Below are 19015 nucleotides of genomic sequence, written 5' to 3'. Positions count from 1 at the left end.
TACGGCCAGGCGTAGCGTCCCAAACGCAAAGTATTTGCGTTTGAAGTCTTCACCACCCGCACGGGAAGCGCTACGACAATGACAACGACCGTTTCACCACAGACCGAGAGCACTTCACGCCCACGCCTTGGGCGAGGCGTCGCTTTCACACTCATCGCCGTCATCATCGCCACGTTCCTGGGCGCATCCGCGACCCCGACACCGTTGTACGAGCATTATCAACAGTTGTGGGGATTCTCCTCGCTCGCGTCGACGCTTGTGTTCGGCATCTACGCTCTCGCATTGCTCGCCACGCTCCTGACCGCCGGATCCCTGTCCGATCACATCGGCAGGCGCCCGGTCCTGCTCGGAGCACTCGCGCTCGAGGCAGTCTCGCTCGCGCTGTTCGCCTCGGCCGACGGTTTGACCATCCTGCTCATCGCCCGGGTCGTACAGGGTGTTGCCACCGGCGCTGCAATCAGTGCTCTGGGTTCGGCATTGATCGACCTCGAACGCACTCCGGGCCGAGGATCGATCATCAACAGCGTCGCTCCGACGATGGGGCTTGCAGTCGGAGCAGTGGGTTCGAGCCTCATCAGCGAGCACCTGCCCCGTCCCACCAGCACTGTCTACCTGGTCCTTCTCGTGCTTGTCATTCTCGAGATCTTCGGAGTATGGGCCGCTCCCGAGACTTCGGGCGGACGCCCGGGAGCCTGGCAGTCCCTGCGCCCCACACTGGCCGTTCCTCGTCAGGCGCGCACGATGATTGCCCTGACCGCACCGTGCCTGATCGCGGTCTGGGCACTGGGAGGTTTCTACCTCTCACTCGGACCTGCATTGGCGCGCAACGCACTTGACGTTCACAGCTCCCTCATCGGTGCCATCATGGTCGCAACACTGACAGGATTCGGAGCGGCAGCAGTGCTCACCTTCCGCAAACTCGGCGGCCGGACCGTGATGCTGATCGGAACCACCGCCTTGGTGCTCGGGGTGGCCGTCACACTCATCGGTGCTGAAACATCCTCTGCCGTATTGATTCTGGTCGGTACGGCTGTTGCAGGTATCGGCTTCGGAGCAGGATTCCAAGGAACTATCCTCACCGTCATGCCGCTGGCCGAGAACCACGAACGCGCGGGTTTGTTGTCCACCGTCTACGTCATCGCATATCTGGCCAACAGTCTTCCCGCCTTGCTGGCCGGCTACCTGGTCGGCAAGGTCGGATTGGTGGATACGACGCGTGGTTACGGAGCACTCGTCATGGTGCTCGCGGCGGCCGCACTGATCGGACTGCTGGTCACCGGCGAGCGAAAGGTCGAAGCCGTCTCGGTGTCGGAGTAGGTGTCCCCCGATCGGTGGACACACCGTTCCGCCTGCACAGGGTCCGGGGAGTGGACATACGACATCGATCTGCTCCGACATAGTTGTCTTCGAGAGAGCCAACCGAACGCTCACCCGGACAAAGGACACCGACGATGACGAACCCACGCTACGTAGTTGCCGCAATCACAGCTCTGGCCGCCGGCGCCCTCACGTTGGGATTGAGCGGAATCGCCAGTGCCGGAACCCTTCCCACAACCGGCAACAGCATCACGATGACGATCAGCAACGACACCGAACAGACAATTCATCTCGAAGGCGCCGACAACCCCTACGGACAGTGGATGCAGAGCCCACGCCAGTCGCTCGCGCCTCACGAGACCGAGATCGTCACGGCATACAACCAGGACCCGCGCGGCCTGACGGTCGACGTCGTCTATTCCACTCCCGACGGCGGACAAGCAGTCTTCATGGCCAACGACTATCCGCAGTTCGACACCGACGGAACTCGCACCACCGACCCTGATCACTACTTCATCTCGAGCTACATCGACGGCTACTACCCGAACCTGAGCGTCGGGTACCACCTCAGTGCGGTGTGACTGCAGCAGTCGTCATAAGTAATCCATCTGCCTCTCAGACGCACTTGTTCTTGGACATTCGTCCGGCGCGCGGGGATTGTTGAACGCAGCCCCGCACGACCAGGCACACGCCCCGCTGCCGGTGGCCCGAACATCAACGGGAGAGGGAAAACCACAGTGCGACTACCCAACCAGTTTCTGATCTACGTCAGCGATGCCGCCTCCGCAGCAGCGTTCTACGGCGAATTGTTCGACGCGAAGCCTGAGGTCCTCAGCCCTCGGTACATGACCTTCGACCTCGGCGGCGGTGTGGTCCTTGCACTGTGGAGCGGCAAGTCCCGCGACCTCGATCCCGCGACACCGCGCAATTTCGAAGTCGGCATCTTGGTCGACGGCGGGAGCAACGAAATTCGGGCGATCCACGACGAGTGGGTGGCCAAGGGAGTCGAGGTCGTCGAAGAACCCAACGAAGATGTCTTCGGTCTGACGTTTGTCATTTCAGATCTGGACGGAAACCGCGTCCGCGTAGCGCCCGCAGATCACTGAGCACTCAGCCTTTGATCTCGCCGTACCGGCGCAAGGCCTCCTCACGCTCGTGCGCGTGATCGACTATCGGGTCCGGGTAGTCGACTGGGCGCATCGCCTTCAACGAGTGGACGGCCTTCCCGGGAACATCGCGAAGTTCGGGGACCCACCGACGGACGTATGTGCCGTCGGGATCGAACTTCTCCCCTTGCGTGATCGGGTTGAAGACGCGGAAGAAGGGCGAAGCATCCGTACCCGACCCGGCAGTCCACTGCCACCCGTGCTGATTGGAGGCCAAGTCACCGTCCACCAGTTGCGACATGAAGTACCGTGCGCCGCGCCACCACGGAATGTGCAGGTCCTTCACCAGGAATGACGCGACGATCATTCGGACCCGATTGTGCATCCAGTTCTCGGCGGCGAGTTGCCGCATACCGGCATCCACGATCGGGAAGCCGGTCTTGCCTTCACACCAGGCCGTGAAGGCGGCGTCTGCGTCGACTCCCCCGTCGTGACGTAAACGGTCGAACTTGTCGTCGTAGTTCTTCCGCGCGCTGTCGGGGCGCTGAAACAGGATGTCTGCGTAGAAGTCTCGCCAAGCAAGCTGGCGACGGTACGCCTGAGCGCCGTCTCCGAGTCGCTTGGAGAGATCTGCCAACATGGTTCTCGGATGAATCGTGCCGTACTTGAGCGGGATCGACATCCGACTCGTGGTGTCGAGGTCGGGTCGATTTCGTTCGTCGTCGTACCGGTCAAGATCGTTCTCGCAGTATTCTTTCCACTGTTCGAGCGCACCGGCCTCACCGACGACATCGCTGACGGTGCCGGACTGCGCGGGGATACTCACCCGGCGCGGGCCACCGTCCTTCTCGCTCGGATCGAACCAACGGACCGTCCCCGCATCGGTCGACGCGGGGCCCCGCCAACCATGTTCCATCCACTGACGGAAGTACGGCGTGAACACCTTGTACGGATCACCGTCCGCCTTGGTGACGCGTCCGGGCGCCACGGCATATGGTGACCCGGTGGCGATCAACTCCACCTTCTCGGCCACGGCCGCGTCGCGCCGTCGGCCGTAGGGCCCGTAGTCGCCACTGATGTGAACTTCTTCGGCGCCAACGGATTCCGCCACGCGGGGCACCACGTCTGCCGGATCACCTCGAACAACCATCAATCGTCCGTCGAGCTGGTTGTCGAGTGCCGACAAGTTGGCGAACAGTTGATTCTGGCGGGGTGAGCCTGCCGGTCCGAGCAACTTCTCGTCGAGGACGAACAAACCCAACGTCTGTCCGCCGGCATCCGCCGCTGCAGTCAGAGTCGGAAGATCACCGACCCTCAGATCGCGTCGAAACCAGATCACAGAGTTACTCACCCAGTCGAGCCTACCGATCAGATCTCAGAACGCATCCCACCGCGCGGGCCGCCAGTTGCGCCGCTCTTTCGGCTGTCGGTTCGGAGGTGAGCCCGAGCAGTCGCCGCCGGTGCTCCTCCCCGAGCAGCAAGGTGTACAACTGATCCGCGCACAGCGCAGCCTTCTGGCCGTGCTGATCGATCAAAATCTTCTCCAGAAAGGCAATCGACTTGGCCGGGCCGGATTCGTAGAACGCTGCGGCCAATTCAGGGAACTGCACGGCCTCGCCGATCATCATGCGGTGCAGCGCAATCGAGTTGTCGCTGTGCAGGGCGATGACGATGTCCACTGCAGCGGCGAGCAGGTCGGACTGGCCCTCGCCGGCATCGTCGACGTACGCGTGCTGACGCGCAACCGCAGCTGCAAAGACCGCAGACTTGTCGCCGAAGTAGCTGTACACGGTGCGCTTGGCGACGCCGGCCACCGTGGCAATGCCCTCGATGGTAGTTCGGGCGAACCCGACATCTCGAAACGAGTCGACAGCGACGTCGAGAATCTCGTTGCGTCGTTCGGCGCGCTCGGCGTCACTGGTTCTCCCACGTCTGCGCGGTTGCTCCATCAAGTCCCCTGTTACCGTGCCGGTAAATTAATGCTACGTTGACGTTTCATTAATTCGAATACTACAGGAGCACTGCATGACCGGACAACGACTCGTCCACGTCGCTATCGCCGACGACTGGGAAGCATGCAAGCGTTTCGGTGAGTACGAGGTCTCGACGCGCGGAATCAGTTACGACGAGGCAGGATTCATTCGCGCAACGAACCCGGACGCACTCGCTTCGGTGCTCGATCTGGTGTTCGGCGACCTCACATTGCCACTGGTCGTCGCCGTCATCGATCAGGACGCCCTGACCTCCGCAGGCATCGACGTCGAATGGGAGGCGGGAAAGCCCCGAATCCTCCGACCTCTACCGATGGACGAGGACACCGTGGTCGCCGAACTGGCCATGGAACGCGTTGACGGGGTCTGGCCGATTCCCGACCTGACCCCGTACGCAAGCCGCACCGACTAGACCAGCGCAGCCTCGGGTTCGACCACGGGGGTCGACGCCTTCTTCCGACCGGCAGCCACGCACAGCGCGATCCCGACGGCAATCCAGCACACCAGCACCAGAAGTGGCGTGGTGGCGCCATGGCCGTCGAAGAACGCCATCGAACGGACGGATGCTCCTGCGGCGCCGGGTGGGAGCAGCTGCCCCAAAGCGCCCCAACCCGCGGGCAACCACGCGGCAGTTGTCGCCATCCCCGAGAGTGGGTTTCCGATGAACATCATCGTGACGGCGCCCAAAGCGAACCCCTTCATCCCGAGCAGGGATTCGAGCCCCAAAATGGGAAGCGAGATGGCCGAAATACCAACGGCGAGTGTGAGCGCGGTGAGCAGGTAGTTTCCGTCAAGACTGTTGGTGCCGAACTGCAGAATGGCAGTCAGTGCAAAACCCGCGACCACCGCGACGCCGGCAGCGCCCAACACTCGCTTGACAATGCTGCGCGGAAACAGCTGCACGAGAACAACAGCAGGCATGATTCCACCGAACACCAGAGGCAAGGCCAATGCCGTGAGCCCAGCACAAGTCGGGTCGTCCGCCGTCAACGGCACAACGTCTTCGACGGGAACCTTTGCCCCCGAGGCCTCCGAGAGGCCGTTGGCCACCCCGGTCAGGGTCTGGGCGATCGGGGTTCCGCCTGCAGTCGCGATCAACACGTGAGGACCGTTGGCATCAACGGCGATTCCGCCGACCACGTCGCGATTCCGAATCGCGTCACGCAGGGCGTCGGCGTCGGCGAATTCTCGAGTATCGAAGGCGCCTTGCTTACTCGCCTCGAGCGAGGTGCTGATCTGTTCGGTTGCCGCAGCTGGACCGGTGATGCCCAACTTCAGTTCGTGCGGGCCACTGTTGACCGAGGGCAGCACGAAGGCAAGCAGCATCAGCCCGATCACGGCGGACAAGCCCAACACCACAGCCACCAACTTCTTGCGGTCCCGTGCTTCGACTTCGGCGTTCATAACTACCCTCCCTAAGTGGAAGTTTTTCCTCCACTATTTGTGGAAGATATTCCTCCGGTTATGATGAACTGTCAATACCGGAGGTGGATGTGCGAGCCGATGCACGTGAACGCAGAAACGCAATAGTCGACGCCGCACGAGCGGTGTTCACCGAACGCGGGCACGACGCGCCGCTCGATGCAGTCGCAGAACTCGCGAAAGTGGGCATCGCCACGCTGTATCGAAACTTTCCGACGCGCGAGGACCTCGTGACCGCCGTCGCCGTCGCAACACTGACCGATGTCCGCGAGGCTGCCGACATCGCACTCACGGCAATGTCCACCGATCCGATAAACGCGTGGCACACGCTGGTGGACCGCCTCGTGGAACTGCGCCTGGGTGCGCTCATTCCTGCACTGGTGGAACGCAGTTTCACCGAGCTGGCGCCCGAAGTTCTGGCGGTGCGTGAGGTGACGAAAACGAAGATGACCGCGACGATCGGCGCCGCTCAGAGCGCCGGACTGGTTCGCGCCGATCTGCAACCGCTCGAATTCGTCATGGCTCTGGCCAAACTGACGCGCCCGCAAATCGAGTTGTCCGACGAGGCCATGCCGAACCTGGTCCCGCGGTTGGTCGCGGTGTTCATGGCCGGTCTGCGTCCGGACGGTACCGACTTGCCGGTCTGATCGGCGAAACCCGACGTACCAGGCAAGGCACAATGGGGCTGTGACCGAGATACCGAAAATCCTCGTAGTCGACGACGACGCAGACGTCCTGACCTCACTCGAACGCGGATTGCGGCTCTCGGGATTCACCGTACTGACGGCGGTGGACGGCGCCGACGCGCTCCGAGTGATCTCCGACAAGCGACCGGACGCGGTAGTCCTCGACATCAACATGCCGGTGCTCGACGGCACCGGTGTGGTGACGGCGCTTCGTGCCGCCGGCAACGAAATCCCGATCTGCGTGCTCAGTGCGCGCAACTCGGTCGACGATCGCATCGCCGGGCTCGAATCCGGTGCAGACGACTACATGGTCAAACCGTTTGTTCTTGCCGAACTGGTTGCCCGGATCCGCGCAATGCTCCGTCGCAGCAACACTCCGGCCGGCGATCACTCCGAGGGTACGAATACCCTGCGGGTCGGAAACCTCGACATCGATCTCTCCGGTCGCCGGGTTCGTGTCGACGGCAAGGAAGTACCGCTCACCAAACGCGAATTCGAGCTACTCGAAGTGCTCGCACACAATTCCGGCATCGTGCTCACTCGCGAACGTCTCCTCGAACTGGTGTGGGGCTACGACTTCGTCGCCGACACGAACGTCGTGGACGTCTTCATCGGCTATCTGCGTCGAAAGTTCGAATCCGGCGGTTCACCTCGTCTGCTGCATACCGTTCGCGGCGTCGGGTTCGTGCTTCGGGAGAACCCGTGAAGCGTCGCCGCTTCTCACTACGAACTCGCGTTGCCGCGGCCGCGGCACTGGGGGCGACGTTCATCGTCATCGCACTCGGTGTGGTCGTTGCACTGGCTATCGCACGAAACAATTTGGCGCAGTTGGACCGTCGATTGGAGACGGCATCGACGGTCATCGTGGCCAATGCGGCTACAGCGGGACCTTTTCTCGGCGCGTTCGGAGACGGCGGCGCCTTTTCCGTGACCATCCGCTCCGACACCGACGGAACCGTCAAATCCAGTACCCCGACGCGACTGCCCGAACTACCGGTCGGCTCGGCGACCGTCGACGTGGACGGTACGAAGTACCGGGCATATACCGCCGAGGCCGACGGGATCAATGCCCTTGTCTCGCTGGCGGTTCCCTATGCCGAAGCGCGAGACATCACAGTCGACCAACAGCGACAGGTTGCGTTCTTCGGCGTCGGGGCCGTAGCGGCCGCAGCTGCGTTGGGATGGTTGTTCGGTGGCCCGGCGGTGCGCCCCCTCGTGGAGTTGACCCGCCGGATCGCCAGGCGCGATCCCGATCTCGCCACCGAGGTTTCCGGAATCCGTGAAGCGGACGAGCTTGCCGCAGCAGCAGAATCGATGCTCAGCGACGTCGCTCGAGCGCAAGCCGCAACCAACTCCGCCCTTGCCGCCGCCCGAGATTTTGCGTCCGCCTCGGCTCACGAACTCCGAACTCCGTTGACAGCAATGCGAACCGACATCGAAGTGTTGTCCATTCACGACCTCGATCACGAACAAAGACGCGAGATCCTCACAGATCTGGCCCGCGCGCAGGGCCGCGTCGAGTCAACTCTGAGAGACCTCGAGCGCCTGGCGAAGGGTGAACTCTCGACGGCCGAGGATTTCAAGGACACCGATTTGACCGAGGTCTGCGACATCGCTGCCGACGACGCACGCCGACATCATCCTGGGCTCGACGTCGGCGTCGTCACGGTGGATTCCCCACTCCCCTATTGCATCCGGGCCCTTCCCGGCGGAATCCGGTTGATCCTCGACAACGCGATCACCAATGCAGTCCGCCACGGCGGCGCGAGCGCGGTGCGCATCACCCTCGCTCGCCCGGCAGATTCACCGGACACCGTCACGATCACGATCGACGACAACGGTTGCGGAATACCGGCCGAGGAACGCTCGAGCGTGTTCGAGCGCTTCACTCGCGGATCGACGGCAGGCAAGACAGGCTCCGGTTTGGGCCTGGCGCTGGTGGCGCAGCAGGCGGCCCTGCACGGCGGACGGACGACATTTCACGACAGTCCACTCGGCGGGGCTCGCCTGCTGGTCGAACTCAGGGATCAGCCCGGACCCGAATAGCCCCTTCAGGTCTCGATCAACTGGCCGATCCCTGACGCTGTCACTTCGATGACCCGAGCCGAGCCGATGTCGAAGAACAGTCCGGCGATACGCAGGCGACCATCCACACGGGCCTGACCGACGAGAGGATGGCGTTCGAGAGTCTGCAATTGGACTGCGACATTGACCATTCCGAGCTGATCGACCTCCGAGAAACCTGCCTCGGCCGCAGCACGCGCGACCGGATGGCCACTCGTATAGGCCTGCAAGCTCGTCTCCGCATGCCGCAGCCATTCCCCGACGACTCCCGATTCCGACGAACCGTTCGTCAGGAGTGCTTGCATCGCGCCGCAGCCCGAATGTCCGCACACGACCACCGAGCTGACACCCAACTCGTCGATCCCGAAGGCCAGTGCCGCTTCCACCGACGTATCGCGGCCGCCGGCAGGAACCAGGTTTCCGACATTGCGCACGGTGAACAGGTCGCCGGGGCCACTGCTCGTGATGATGTTCGGCACCACTCGCGAATCTGCGCAGGTAAGGAAAAGAGAGTCGGGGTTCTGCCCGTCGCGCAACTGATCCATGTGCGGCCGTATCGCTTCGGCGCGATGGCGATGATAGTTGGATACCCCGTCGAGAATGGGCCGCAAGGCCGGCGGGCTGCTCAGATTCCTCCCCGAAGCCTGTGGTTGCCAACTGCCCCACGGCGCGAGCAAGCCGCGCAGGTCGGTGACTGCGGCGCCGCGCTTCGGCGGACCGGTGGTCGCGCTCTCCATACTCACCGAGCCGACTTCGTCGATGACCACCGAACCACCTGCCAACTCGTACTGCCTCGCCCACTCTTCGATGACGTCGAAGACGGCATGGTCGAGGAAGTCGACAGACAGCTCGACGGTGACGTCCGACCGCGGTGGGAGTCCGGCGAGCACCGACGTCAGCTTGGGCAGCACCAGGAAGGTGCACGAGCCTTCGACCAGGACGCGCCACTTCCCGGAATCGTTGTCGCCCAACTCTTCTGCGGTGACAGTTGCGCGGATGACACGCCACACCAGGAGGGCGATGGCCAGCGCCAACCCGATCAGGACGCCCTCGAGCAGATTCAAGAACACGACGCCGACCACCGTGATGCCGTACACCCACAGATCACCGGTCCGTCGCGCCAACCGAATGTGCGCCAGCTTGACCAGTTGAATACCGATGACAATCAACAGTCCGGCCAGTGCAGACTTCGGAATCTGCTGGACCAACCCGGCGAGCGCAGCCGAGAACAGCAGAATCCACAGGCCGTGCATGATCGACGACGCGCGGGACTTCGCCCCGGCCTCGACATTGGTCGCACTGCGCACGATCACCCCGGTGACCGGAAGGCCGCCGATGGCCCCGGACACCATGTTCGCGGTGCCCTGGCCGAGCATCTCGCGATCGAAGTTCGACCGCGGGCCCGAGTGCATCTTGTCCACGGCCACGGCCGAGAGTAGACTCTCCACACTGGCGATCAGGGCGATGGTGAGGATGCCGGTTGCGACGCCGAGCCACTGGCCGTCGGGCAGAGCGGGGAGTCCGATCGAGTCCAGCAAAGATCCGTCGAGAGCAATACGCTCGACGTCGATCGGCAGCGCCAGCGAAGCGAGAGTTGCCAATACGATGCCCACCAACGCCGCCGGAACCTTGCGGACACCGGCAGGGAGATAGCGCCACCCGAGAAGGGTGGCGATGACGACGAGTCCGATCATCAGGTCCTCGACATGCAAGGCACCGATCTGTGCGGGCAACTGCCGTAGATTGTCCAGCGCCGAGCTGGCCGAGCTTCCACCCAACAACACGTGAACCTGTTGTAGCGCAATGGTGATGCCGATACCGGCGAGCATCGCATGCACCACCACTGGAGCAATAGCCAGCGCCGCACGGGCAATTCGGCTGAGCCCGAACACGATCTGCAGAATTCCGGCGCCGACGGTGATCAGGCAGGTGACTTTCCACCCGAACTTGCCGATCAGTTCGGCGACCACCACGGTCAGGCCGGCTGCGGGACCACTGACTTGCAGCGGTGAACCTCCCACAGCTCCGGCCACCACTCCGCCGACGATTGCGGCGATCAGACCTGCCATGATCGGCGCCCCGGAGGCGATCGCAATTCCCAATGACAGGGGAAGCGCCACCAGGAATACGACCAGCGACGCCGGCACGTCGTATCTGATCAGTTGCTCGAGATATCGCCGGCTTCCACCACCCGGCGGAGACGAATCCCCCACGACGCTCTCGTCTGCGGATGATTGTGCGTGCACTACGGACTGCGTCGACATAGATCTCCTCGCCGGACCCCGGATCCGGCTGCTGGGCAACATGTTCGAAGCGAATCGGCGATCGGTATCGCCGATCGACTGTGACCATGGTAACCGCGATTCCTTACCGTTCCCTTAGATGCGAGCCCAGACGTGGTCGACGTCACCGCCGCCCGGCACTGTGACTCGAACCTGAACATCGGTCCAAAAGATCGATCGAATTGCTTTAAACCGCAAGCATTTTGACTGACACACCTCCAGCGGCCGGCACACCTGAGCGCCGTCGGCGATAATGGTCGGGAGTGAACGCTCAACCGCAAACACAACGATGTGAAGGCAGGCACCATGTCCGATCAGTACGTCGCCGCGCAGGACCGCTACGAAGCCATGCCGTACCGCCGAACCGGTCGGAGTGGTCTCAAACTCCCGGCCATCTCGCTGGGCCTCTGGCACAACTTCGGCGACGACGTACCGATCGAGAACCAGCGCGCAGTTCTGCGGCGGGCATTCGATCTCGGAATCACCCACTTCGATCTTGCGAACAACTACGGACCCCCGTACGGAAGCGCCGAGACGAACTTCGGCAGGATCCTGCGTGAGGATTTCTCTTCGTACCGCGAGGAATTGGTCATCTCGTCCAAAGCCGGCTGGGACATGTGGCCCGGCCCCTACGGATTCGGTGGTTCCCGCAAGTATTTGCTGTCTTCCCTCGATCAGTCGCTCGGACGACTCGGCGTCGACTATGTCGACATCTTCTACAGCCATCGCCCTGACGCCGAAACTCCGATCGACGAGACCGCAGGCGCCCTGATCAGCGCTGTCCAGCAGGGCAAGGCCCTGTACGCGGGTATCAGTTCGTACTCGCCGGAGCGCACCCGTGAAATCGCCGCACTGCTCGCCGCTGCGGGGGTTCCGCTCTTGATCCACCAGCCGAGCTATTCGATGCTGAACCGCTGGATAGAGCAGGACCTGCTGTCGGCTGTCGACGATCTCGGCGTCGGCGTCATCGCGTTCTCACCACTCGCTCAAGGCATGCTCACCGATCGCTATCTGAACGGCGTCCCCGAGGATTCCCGTGCAGCTCAAGGTAAGTCACTGGATCCGTCGTGGTTGACCGACGACGCTCTCACCCACATCCGCGCGCTCAACGACATCGCGGCAGACCGCGGCCAGTCGCTGGCTCAGCTGGCACTGAGCTGGGCACTCCGCGATTCGCGGGTCACCTCGGTACTGATCGGTGCGTCCAGTGTCGCCCAACTCGAAGCCAACGTCGGCGCGCTCGACAATCTCGAATTCAGCGCAGCCGAGCTGGCCTCCATAGATCAGCACGCCAAGGACAGCGGCATCAATCTGTGGGCAGAGGCCAGTTCGATCTGAGCGATCACCTGCGCTAGAGCTGAGGCAACTCCACGTTCACGTGCTCGCCCTCTTCGAATACCGCCGACGCCGGCCCGACGATCAAGGGATCCGGAGTACCGACAGCCCGGTGATCCTTGTTGGGATAGTCGAAGCTGGCGAGCACGTGACGCATCGCCTCGAGGCGAGCGCGCTTCTTGTCGTTGCTCTTGATCACCGTCCAGGGCGCATCCCCGGTATCGGTGTAGAAGAACATGGCTTCCTTGGCCTGGGTGTAGTCGTCCCACTTGTCGAGCGAAGCCAGATCGGTCGGTGAGAGCTTCCACTGACGCACCGGGTCCGTTCGGCGGGCCGCGAACCGCGCCAACTGCTCTTCGCGGCTGACCGAGAACCACAGCTTGTGCAGATGAATCCCGGAGTTGACGAGCATCCGCTCGAAGTCCGGGGTCTCTCTCATGAACTCGAGATACTGCGTCGGCGTGCAGTAACCCATCACTCGTTCGACGCCGGCGCGGTTGTACCAGGACCGGTCCATCATCACTATCTCGCCGCCGCTGGGTAGGTGTGCGACATAGCGTTGGAAATACCACTGCGTCCGCTCGATGTCGGTGGGCTTCTCGAGCGCGACCACGCGGGCTCCACGGGGATTGAGATGCTCGGTGAATCTCTTGATCGACCCGCCCTTACCGGCAGCATCGCGACCTTCGAAGATGATGAGCACCTTCTGACCGGTTTCCTTGACCCACAACTGCAGCTTGAGCAGCTCGATCTGCAGACGCCGCTTCTTCCGCTCGTACTCGCGGCGCGACATCTTCTTCTCGTACGGATAGCCCTGCTTCCAGGCATCCGCGAACTCCGAAGGCTCCAGCACGCCGAGCTTGTGCTTGAGACTCGACAGCTCGTCGATCTCGGCCGCGTAATCCTCGGTGACGGAAATTCTGGTCGACGGGGTCGGCAGGTCAGGAACCCGACCGTCCACACCGCTGGCGTCGGGGCTCATGAATACGCACTCCCTGTCGTCGAAATGAACGAACGTCCGGAAAGTGAATTTTACGCGCCGAAGCCCGCTCCCGCGGGTCCGAAGAGAATGTTGCTTGGCATCGAGGAGGTAACGACAGGTCCGGCTTCCCAGTCGCCGAACCCTCACGCGGTACCTTGATCGAGGTAACTGAGACGGTCGGTAACCCCGAGAGAAGAGAGTTCTGGCGAGATGCGAGTAGACGGACGGGAGATCCCGGTAACGGGAAGCCTCCTGCCACCACTGCACCGCCGTACGAGCGACATCATGCGGGTTGCGATCGCTGCTGTGCTGCTCGGCGGCGTGATCGCGGGATCTCTGATCACTCGAAGTCAGTGGGACGCCCTCGAAACGTCGGTGTCCAACATCGTCGGTGTTCTCTCGCCGAGCCTGTCCGACACTGTGTACCTGCTCTACGGCATCGCAATTCTGGCGCTACCGTTCGCCATCCTGATCGGCCTGATCGTCGGGCGCCGGTGGAAGTTGCTGGCCGGATACGCCGCCGCCGGCCTGTGCGCCGGTGTCGCGCTGTCCTTCACCGGAACAGGCCTGGCGGCACCGAAATGGCACCTCGACGTGCCGGACCGACTCGACGCCACCTTCCTGTCTCAATTCCTCGACGATCCGCGATGGATCGCGATGCTCGCGGCGGTGCTCACCGTCTCGGGCCCGTGGCTTCCGAAGAAGTGGCGACGAGCCTGGTGGACGCTGCTTCTGCTCTTCGCTCCCATCCATCTGATCGTCAGCTCGATCGTTCCCGCACGATCGATGCTGGGTCTCGCCGTCGGTTACCTGATCGGCGCGGTGATCGTTCTCGCCGTCGGCACCCCTGCCCTCGAAGTGCCGTTGGACTCGGCAGTACGCGTACTCGCGCGGCGCGGTTACCGCGTCACCGCGTTCCGCGTCGTGAGTCCCTCGGGAATCGGGCCTCTTGTCATGTCCGCAGCCATCGATCAAGCACCGGACGACGAACCTTTCGACGAACTCGTCGTCGAGTTGTACGGACAGAACCAGCGAAGCAGCGGAGCAATTCGACAGACGTTCCGTTGGATCTCGTTCCGGAACCGTGAAACTCCGCCGCCCTACGGATCACTTCGTCGCGCCGTCGAACACCGAGCGCTCATGGGTATCGCGTTCGCCGACATCGGTCTGGCCAGTTCCAAGGCCGTCGCAATCTCGGTACTCGATCGCGGGTGGGAGATGTACGCGCGCCCGAGTCCTCGTGGCATCCCCCTTGCCGTCGCCGTCGAGAACCAGGCGGGCGAGGAAGAATCCACCAAACTGATCGACGCGCTGTGGCAAACATTGCATACCGCTCACGTGCACCAGATGGCGCACGGCGACCTGCGCGCTTCCGAGATTCGTGTCGAAGGCGGAACCATCCTCTTCGGCGGGTACGCGTACTCCGAATTCGGCGCCACCGAAGTTCAGATGCAGTCCGACAACGCACAACTTCTCTTCGCCACCGCATCATTGTTCGGGGTCGATGCAGCGGTGGACGCCGCGATTCGAGCGCAAGGCGCAGACACGATTCTCGCCGCCTCCGGCCGATTGACCACCGCTGCATTGCCCAACCGAATTCGGCGGACGGTCACGGATTCCGCGAAACTGATGACCGAGATCCGAGACGAGGTCGGTGCCAAGAACGGGATCGAAAAGGTCGCTCCCGCACAGGTCACCCGATTCAGTCGCAACCAGCTGATCCAGCTCGTTCTGCTCATCGGTCTGGTCTACGTCGCCTACCCCTTCATCAGCCAGGTCCCCGCGTTCATCACCGAGCTGAAGACGGCCAACTGGTGGTGGGCACTGCTCGGCCTCGGCGTCTCCGCACTGACGTACGTCGGCGCGGCAGCGGCCCTGTGGGCCTGTGCGTCGTCGATGGTCAGTTACCGCAACCTCTTGATCATGCAGGTGGCCAACACCTTTGCGGCGACGACAACTCCGGCCGGAGTCGGCGGGCTCGCGCTGAGCGTGCGGTTCCTGCAGAAGGGCGGGCTCGGTACCGTCCGTGCAACGGCCGCAGTCGCGCTGCAACAGACGGTTCAGGTGGTCACCCACGTCGGCTTGCTGATCTTCTTCTCGATCGTCGCCGGACGTGATACGAACCTCTCGCACTTCATCCCGGGATCCACTGTTCTGTACCTGGCGGGCGGCGTCGCGCTCGGAGTTCTCGGTGCATTCATGTTCATCCCGAAACTCCGTGGGTGGCTGCGCGACGATCTGCGTCCTCAGATCACCGAGGTGTTGGGTGAACTGAGCCAACTCGCGCGAAATCCCACGCGCTTCCTCATCATCGTGGGCGGCAGCGCCGCAACAACTCTGGGTGCCGCCCTGGCTCTGTGGGCGAGCGTCGAAGCATTCGGCGGCGGAACGACGTTCATCACCGTCACCATCGTTACGATGATCGGTGGGACGCTCGCCTCGGCGGCTCCGACACCGGGTGGCGTCGGAGCCGTCGAGGCCGCCCTTATCGGTGGTCTGTCCGCATTCGGACTGCCGGCAAGCATCGCGGTCCCGTCGGTCCTGCTCTACCGAGTGCTGACCTGCTGGCTCCCGGTGTTCTGCGGTTGGCCGACACTGCGGTGGCTGCAGAAGAACGACATGGTCTGAGCCGTTCCGCTACTTCTGGCGAACGACGTGAGCCTGCAGTGCTTCGCCGTCCTCGTCCACCCAGCCTTTGCTCTGGGCGTAGTCGACCATCGCGGCAACACCTTCGACGTCCGTGGTGCTCTCGCGAACGCGGGCTACCGAGATGAATGCACTACCACCGCTGACGTATCCGTAATCCTGAAGGCGCAAGAGTTCGTCCAGTTCGGTTTCGGAGATGTCGGCACTCACCTCGACGTGAAAGTCCTTCAGGTTGTCCACATCGTGGATGCTGACGCGGCCGTCGTCCACCAGTACATACATGGCTCTCCTTCCTAGAGCACTGACGTCGGTGCGTGCGTACCGAATACACGCCGGTGGTAGGTCAGTGGATTCGACTCGCGGTGCTCGACCTCGTCCACCGATCCTGTCACGATCTTGTGATCACCACCGTCCACGGTGCACACGATCCAGATGGGAGCGTCCGGCAGTCTCGGTGAGCACACGTGCGCCATGGCTTCTCGAAAACACAACGCCCGGTTGCCCTGTGGGACATTCACGATGTCAGCCCTTGTCTGCCAACTCTTGTGCGTACTTCTTTGTCATGTGGTCGACGGCGTCGACTTGCGCCTTCGCATGCCCCTCCCTGACGGCGCGCGCGTGAGCGCGGACAGCATAAACACTACTTCGAAAAAACGGACAACTTCGCCGCCTACCAGCACTGATGATGCCGATAGCCGATACTGAGCTGTATGTCGGAACTCGGAAATGAACCAGACTCGAAGCAGAAGGCGGTGCTCGAGCGACACGCGTCGTGGATCGAATTGTTCTTCGACCTCGTCGTGGTTGCCGGTATCGGTCAGTTGGCTCACCTGCTCCACGGTTCGCCGTCGTGGTCGGATGTCGCGCTCTACGCGTTGCTCTATCTCGCGTTCTGGACCGCGTGGGCGACGTTCACGATGTACGGCAACGTTGCCGGCGACCGGGTCCGAATTCCGAGCATGCTGATCGCCATGTTCGGACTGGCCGTCATGATGGCGGCCGTGGCCGGCATCCACGACAACCATGCGCTGGCCTTCGCTGTCGCCTACGTGGCCGTACGTCTGCTGGCGAGTCGGGTGTGGCACAACGGCCAGATAGTCGTGGACTGGCCGATCGCCCAGATGTCTCTCGGTGTGATCCCGTGGATCGTCTCGTTCTGGTTCGAGGGCGAAACTCGGTTCTGGCTCTGGACCGCCGGTGTGACCATCGACCTGCTGATCATGTTCGTCGTCTCCGGCAGCGCGATCATGGAAGACGCGCAGGAAAAGCTCGACCGCATCATCAAGGTTCGGGGGTTCAAGGACGACCGGATGCCCGAACTCGAAGCCCTGCACTCCGATCGGGCTCACCTTGCCGAGCGCTTGGGCCTGTACGTCATCATCGTGCTGGGCGAGGGTGTGATCCTCGTGATTTCTGCGGCCTCGAAGCTCACCTGGGACTCGACGGTGGTCAGCCTCGCAGTCGGATCGTTTGTCCTGCTCTCGGGCATGTGGGCACTCTCGCTTCTCTACGGCCACGCCGGTGTTCCGCACCTGCAGGCCGAGAAGTTTCCCGCTCGCATCGACATGGCGCTGCACTGTTTCACCACCGGCGCTATCGCGGTTCTGGTCGCAGGGCTCGGAGCGGCAACCGAACACGGCGCGGAGCACACGCCCGCGAACCTGCGGTGGTTGTTGTGCGGAAGCATCGCAGTCTATTTCGGAATCAGCCTGGTGGCAGGGCTGTTCGCGCGATCGGACCGACGGTGGCTGCTCGGCTGGGCGCTCCCGTGCACCGCCGTCCCCATCGTCATGGGCATCGTCGGCACGCACATGAGCGCCACGTGGATCATCTGGGTGCTGGTGGCCACCGTGACCTGGCAGAACGGCTACGAGTACGCGCAGGTGCGGCGTTCGCGCCGCTCTGCTGTGCGCCTTTATTAACCCCCCGCGGTTAATAAAGGCGCACAGCAGGGGCGGTTTTTACCCTCACCGCCGGGTCGAAGCGATAGGGCTGAGCCAACAGGATTCCGGCCAATCGCTTACGCAACCTCGACATCTCGGCCCGGACGGTCACCGTCTTGCGCGGATCGCCGAACAACTGTGAGGCGAGCTGCGAGGCCGTGAGGCCCTCGGGCGCCTGTGTCAGAGCCACGAGGATCTGCGAATGGCGCGGGCTGAGGTCGATACTCCAGCTCCCCATTGCCGAGGAGTACCGCAATTCCATCGCATTCGGATCTTGCACATCCAATTCGACTTCTGCACAAACCGTTCCGGACGCCGGATCCATCTGAGGGCGGACGAGCCAACCACCCGGAAGCGGCTCGCACATACATAGTCCGAGCGACGGGAGCCAATGCTCGCCGCTGCTCATCACTTTCGGCAGTGCGATTCTGTAGATCGGCGCCATCGAGTCCACCGCCGCGACCCAGCCACTGCGGTCCACGACCACTGTCGGCTGACTCGCGCGAGCCAGCGTCGATGCCGAGATCATCCGGAGCTGATCCAATCCGATTCGATGCTTCTCCCGCAGTGCGGATTCCGCCAGCCTGGCCACACTGTCCACCAGAGCGAGAGTCGACGGGTGGACCGTCTCTGCTGCGCCGGCGACGTTCACGACGGCGATGGCCCGGCGACTACGCGGATCTCGAACCGTCGCCCCGGAGCAGGTCCACGGATGCTGCGAGCGCGAGTAGTGCTCGGCCGAGAACACCTGCACTGCCGAACCTGATGCCAAGGAAGTGCCGATCCCGTTGGTACCAACAGCTTCCTCGGTCCACGACGCACCCTCGATCATCCCGAGCCGTTCGGCCCGATCCAGCATTCGACTGGCCCCGTGTCGCCAGAGGATACGTCCGTAGCGGTCCGCCACCAAGATCAGATTCGCGTCGTCCGGGCCGACGAGTGGTGCCAGACCGTGCACCGCCTCGCCGAAGATCTCCGCCATGCCGGCTGCGCGTCTGCCTTCTTCGATCTCGGATTCGCGGCCCGTCTCGGTGATCGAGCACCGGTCCGGATCGAGTCCGAGCGCACGCAAACGCGACCACGAATTCGCGATGACGGAGCGCGGACGCGCAGGCGGCTTGCGTCCCGACATCGTTGCTTCGTACACGGATTCGAGAACACGTGCGTACTGCGCCGGGTCTTCACCACTGGCCAGGGCCGGTTCGAGTCGATTCGTTTCGCCGATCACACTCCAGTCCTAT

18 protein-coding genes are annotated in these 19015 nt (G+C 62.9%); 10 read left to right on the top strand and 8 right to left on the bottom strand.

Features of this window, described 5'->3' with window-relative positions:
* The first annotated feature begins 78 nt into the window (after window positions 1-78).
* From ABIE52_RS29350 to ABIE52_RS29340, 3 genes are all read left to right on the top strand, one after another.
* Entirely contained in the window at window positions 79-1317 is a 1239-nt protein-coding gene (locus ABIE52_RS29350; RefSeq protein ID WP_003940229.1) for an MFS transporter, read from the top strand.
* A gap of 134 nt (window positions 1318-1451) precedes the next feature.
* Window positions 1452-1898, top strand: coding sequence for a hypothetical protein (locus tag ABIE52_RS29345; RefSeq protein ID WP_003939681.1), 447 nt, complete (start codon window positions 1452-1454; stop codon window positions 1896-1898).
* A 156-nt stretch (window positions 1899-2054) separates the two neighbouring features.
* On the top strand, window positions 2055-2423 hold the full coding sequence (locus tag ABIE52_RS29340; protein ID WP_003939994.1) for a VOC family protein: 369 nt from the start codon (window positions 2055-2057) through the stop codon (window positions 2421-2423).
* A gap of 4 nt (window positions 2424-2427) precedes the next feature.
* On the opposite strand, the gene ABIE52_RS29335 is transcribed toward ABIE52_RS29340, so the two are convergent.
* Both ABIE52_RS29335 and ABIE52_RS29330 read right to left on the bottom strand, forming a co-directional pair.
* On the bottom strand, window positions 2428-3774 hold the full coding sequence (locus ABIE52_RS29335; protein ID WP_073512669.1) for a cryptochrome/photolyase family protein: 1347 nt from the start codon (window positions 3772-3774) through the stop codon (window positions 2428-2430).
* 10 nt (window positions 3775-3784) lie between these two features.
* On the bottom strand, window positions 3785-4372 hold the full coding sequence (locus tag ABIE52_RS29330) for a TetR/AcrR family transcriptional regulator (protein ID WP_042921655.1): 588 nt from the start codon (window positions 4370-4372) through the stop codon (window positions 3785-3787).
* A gap of 76 nt (window positions 4373-4448) precedes the next feature.
* Here ABIE52_RS29330 and ABIE52_RS29325 point away from each other — a divergent pair, with 76 nt between their 5' ends.
* Window positions 4449-4826 (top strand): DUF952 domain-containing protein, encoded by a 378-nt coding sequence (locus ABIE52_RS29325; protein WP_073512668.1) that lies wholly within the window; start codon window positions 4449-4451, stop codon window positions 4824-4826.
* On the opposite strand, the gene ABIE52_RS29320 is transcribed toward ABIE52_RS29325, so the two are convergent.
* Window positions 4823-5818 carry an ABC transporter permease gene (locus ABIE52_RS29320; RefSeq protein ID WP_192712276.1) on the bottom strand — a complete coding sequence of 332 codons (996 nt, stop codon included), beginning with the start codon at window positions 5816-5818 and terminating at the stop codon, window positions 4823-4825. The two genes, ABIE52_RS29325 and ABIE52_RS29320, sit on opposite strands and share 4 nt — an antisense overlap.
* 89 nt (window positions 5819-5907) lie before the next feature.
* Here ABIE52_RS29320 and ABIE52_RS29315 point away from each other — a divergent pair, with 89 nt between their 5' ends.
* Genes ABIE52_RS29315 through ABIE52_RS29305 form a run of 3 tightly spaced genes read left to right on the top strand, consistent with a single transcriptional unit; the run spans window position 5908 to window position 8568 of the window.
* Entirely contained in the window at window positions 5908-6483 is a 576-nt protein-coding gene (locus ABIE52_RS29315; protein ID WP_007733449.1) for a TetR/AcrR family transcriptional regulator, read from the top strand.
* 40 nt (window positions 6484-6523) lie between these two features.
* Window positions 6524-7228 carry a response regulator transcription factor gene (locus ABIE52_RS29310; protein ID WP_003939853.1) on the top strand — a complete coding sequence of 235 codons (705 nt, stop codon included), beginning with the start codon at window positions 6524-6526 and terminating at the stop codon, window positions 7226-7228.
* A complete protein-coding gene (locus tag ABIE52_RS29305) occupies window positions 7225-8568 on the top strand; it encodes a sensor histidine kinase (RefSeq protein WP_003939972.1) in 1344 nt (447 codons plus the stop codon). Before ABIE52_RS29310 ends, ABIE52_RS29305 begins: the two co-directional genes overlap by 4 nt.
* A gap of 5 nt (window positions 8569-8573) precedes the next feature.
* Here ABIE52_RS29305 and ABIE52_RS29300 read toward each other — a convergent pair whose 3' ends face one another.
* Complete coding sequence (locus ABIE52_RS29300; RefSeq protein WP_042451182.1) at window positions 8574-10850, bottom strand: SulP family inorganic anion transporter; 2277 nt, start codon at window positions 10848-10850, stop codon at window positions 8574-8576.
* A 324-nt stretch (window positions 10851-11174) separates the two neighbouring features.
* On the opposite strand from ABIE52_RS29300, the gene mgrA reads away from it, so the two are divergent.
* Window positions 11175-12206 (top strand): L-glyceraldehyde 3-phosphate reductase, encoded by a 1032-nt coding sequence (mgrA, locus tag ABIE52_RS29295; RefSeq protein WP_007733451.1) that lies wholly within the window; start codon window positions 11175-11177, stop codon window positions 12204-12206.
* Between the two features lie 13 nt (window positions 12207-12219).
* Here the strand turns inward: mgrA and ppk2 are convergent, their stop codons facing one another.
* On the bottom strand, window positions 12220-13185 hold the full coding sequence (gene ppk2 / locus ABIE52_RS29290) for a polyphosphate kinase 2 (protein ID WP_003940295.1): 966 nt from the start codon (window positions 13183-13185) through the stop codon (window positions 12220-12222).
* A 210-nt stretch (window positions 13186-13395) separates the two neighbouring features.
* On the opposite strand from ppk2, the gene ABIE52_RS29285 reads away from it, so the two are divergent.
* Window positions 13396-15813 (top strand): lysylphosphatidylglycerol synthase transmembrane domain-containing protein, encoded by a 2418-nt coding sequence (locus ABIE52_RS29285; protein ID WP_007733454.1) that lies wholly within the window; start codon window positions 13396-13398, stop codon window positions 15811-15813.
* A 9-nt stretch (window positions 15814-15822) separates the two neighbouring features.
* On the opposite strand, the gene ABIE52_RS29280 is transcribed toward ABIE52_RS29285, so the two are convergent.
* Together ABIE52_RS29280 and ABIE52_RS29275 are read right to left on the bottom strand one after the other, a co-directional pair.
* Window positions 15823-16113, bottom strand: coding sequence for a hypothetical protein (locus ABIE52_RS29280; protein WP_192712275.1), 291 nt, complete (start codon window positions 16111-16113; stop codon window positions 15823-15825).
* Between the two features lie 11 nt (window positions 16114-16124).
* The gene (locus tag ABIE52_RS29275) at window positions 16125-16349 is read right to left on the bottom strand and encodes a flavin reductase (protein WP_230587458.1); all 225 of its coding nucleotides are present in this window, start codon (window positions 16347-16349) and stop codon (window positions 16125-16127) included.
* Between the two features lie 192 nt (window positions 16350-16541).
* On the opposite strand from ABIE52_RS29275, the gene ABIE52_RS29270 reads away from it, so the two are divergent.
* Entirely contained in the window at window positions 16542-17753 is a 1212-nt protein-coding gene (locus ABIE52_RS29270) for a low temperature requirement protein A (RefSeq protein WP_003940002.1), read from the top strand.
* Window positions 17754-17763: 10 nt separating this feature from the next.
* On the opposite strand, the gene ABIE52_RS29265 is transcribed toward ABIE52_RS29270, so the two are convergent.
* Window positions 17764-19002, bottom strand: a complete 1239-nt coding sequence (locus tag ABIE52_RS29265; protein WP_192712274.1) for a helix-turn-helix domain-containing protein — start codon at window positions 19000-19002, stop codon at window positions 17764-17766.
* Window positions 19003-19015 lie beyond the last annotated feature (13 nt).

Origin of the sequence: Rhodococcus sp. OAS809 (genome assembly GCF_040546695.1) — a bacterium.
Taxonomy (GTDB): domain Bacteria; phylum Actinomycetota; class Actinomycetes; order Mycobacteriales; family Mycobacteriaceae; genus Rhodococcus_F; species Rhodococcus_F qingshengii.
Note: the sequence above shows the minus strand (reverse complement) of the source record. Positions and strands in the feature narration are given on the sequence as shown.

Coding starts and splice junctions, on each gene's coding strand:
- ABIE52_RS29350 (WP_003940229.1), top strand. CDS start 79: ATGACAACGACCGTTTCACCACAGACCGAGAGCACTTCACGCCCACGC.
- ABIE52_RS29345 (WP_003939681.1), top strand. CDS start 1,452: ATGACGAACCCACGCTACGTAGTTGCCGCAATCACAGCTCTGGCCGCC.
- ABIE52_RS29330 (WP_042921655.1), bottom strand. CDS start 4,372: ATGGAGCAACCGCGCAGACGTGGGAGAACCAGTGACGCCGAGCGCGCC.
- ABIE52_RS29325 (WP_073512668.1), top strand. CDS start 4,449: ATGACCGGACAACGACTCGTCCACGTCGCTATCGCCGACGACTGGGAA.
- ABIE52_RS29320 (WP_192712276.1), bottom strand. CDS start 5,818: ATGAACGCCGAAGTCGAAGCACGGGACCGCAAGAAGTTGGTGGCTGTG.
- ABIE52_RS29300 (WP_042451182.1), bottom strand. CDS start 10,850: ATGTCGACGCAGTCCGTAGTGCACGCACAATCATCCGCAGACGAGAGC.
- mgrA (WP_007733451.1), top strand. CDS start 11,175: ATGTCCGATCAGTACGTCGCCGCGCAGGACCGCTACGAAGCCATGCCG.
- ppk2 (WP_003940295.1), bottom strand. CDS start 13,185: ATGAGCCCCGACGCCAGCGGTGTGGACGGTCGGGTTCCTGACCTGCCG.
- ABIE52_RS29285 (WP_007733454.1), top strand. CDS start 13,396: ATGCGAGTAGACGGACGGGAGATCCCGGTAACGGGAAGCCTCCTGCCA.
- ABIE52_RS29280 (WP_192712275.1), bottom strand. CDS start 16,113: ATGTATGTACTGGTGGACGACGGCCGCGTCAGCATCCACGATGTGGAC.
- ABIE52_RS29270 (WP_003940002.1), top strand. CDS start 16,542: ATGTCGGAACTCGGAAATGAACCAGACTCGAAGCAGAAGGCGGTGCTC.